General features: G+C 60.5%; 1 pseudogene. It reads left to right on the top strand.

Annotated features, from left to right (window positions below):
• Positions 1–172: 172 nt before the first annotated feature.
• Positions 173–1122: pseudogene (locus WT97_RS13975) on the top strand (IS481 family transposase).
• Positions 1123–1186: the final 64 nt, after the last annotated feature.

Raw genomic sequence — 1186 nt, 5'->3', positions numbered from 1 at the left:
CGCCCTCAGGAAATTTGAACAATAACGCGTGGAAAACCCGAACACCAATCCCGATTGACAGCGGGAGTCATATCAGCTGTGAAGCTTCAATAGGTTGTATCGATGGTTCATCCGGACTGAGTCTGGGAGACTGGAAGTCGCCAAACACCCAACTTTCCAGGAACCCAGCCGGATGAACACCCATAAGAATGCCCGACTCACTTTCGCGCGTCGACTTGAGATGGTTCAGGAAATCACCGAATCTGGTTCGAGTGTGCCGCAAGCGGCGGCCGATCACGGCGTGACAACACCGACCGTGCGAAATGGCTCGGGCGCTATCTGGCCGGTGGCCCGCCGGCACTGGCTGACGCCTCATCGAGGCCTGCTCGCTGTCCACGCGCCATCGCCCCGGCGACTGCCTTGTTGATCGTGGAATTGCGCCAGCAACGCTTGCTGCAACGTCAGATCGCCCGACAGGTGGGCGTGTCGGCCTCGGCCGTCAGCCGCGTGCTGGCGCGTGCCGGACTGTCCCGGTTGAGCGAGCTGCGACCGCGTGAACCGGTTCAGCGCTACGAACACGAGGCACCGGGCGATTTGTTGCACATCGACATCAAGAAGCTCGGCCGTATCGCGCGTCCAGGCCATCGCGTCACCGGCAATCGGCGCGATACGGTCGATGGCGCTGGATGGGAGTATCTGTTCGTCGCGGTGGACGATCATGCCCGGATTGCCTACACGGCAATGCATCCAGACGAGACAAGGCGCAGTGCCGTGCAGTTCCTGCGCGATGCAGTGGCTTGGTACGCAGGGCTCGGCGTGCGTGTGCGTCGCTTGCTAACCGACAACGGTTCGGCGTTTCGCTCGCACGAGTTTGCGCGGGCCTGCCAGCAACTGGGCATCCGGCACAAATTTACGCGGGCCTATCGTCCGCAGACCAACGGCAAAGCCGAGCGCTTCATCCAGTCGGCGTTACGTGAATGAGCCTATGCATGGACATACCAGAGCTCCGCCCAGCGCATCGAAGCCTTGGCGAGTTGGCAGCACCACTACAACTGGCATCGTGCGCATAGCGCCATCGGCGGCGTTGCGCCGATGGCCAGACTTCCTGCGTCGAGAAATAACCTCTTGACGCTTCACAGCTGATATGACTCCCGCTGTCAATCGGGATTGGTGTTCGGGTTTTCCACGCGTTATTGTTCAAATTTCC

The sequence above is a fragment of the Burkholderia sp. MSMB1459WGS genome, from assembly GCF_001534535.1.
GTDB lineage: Bacteria > Pseudomonadota > Gammaproteobacteria > Burkholderiales > Burkholderiaceae > Burkholderia.
This window is presented reverse-complemented; position numbering and strand designations above follow the sequence as displayed.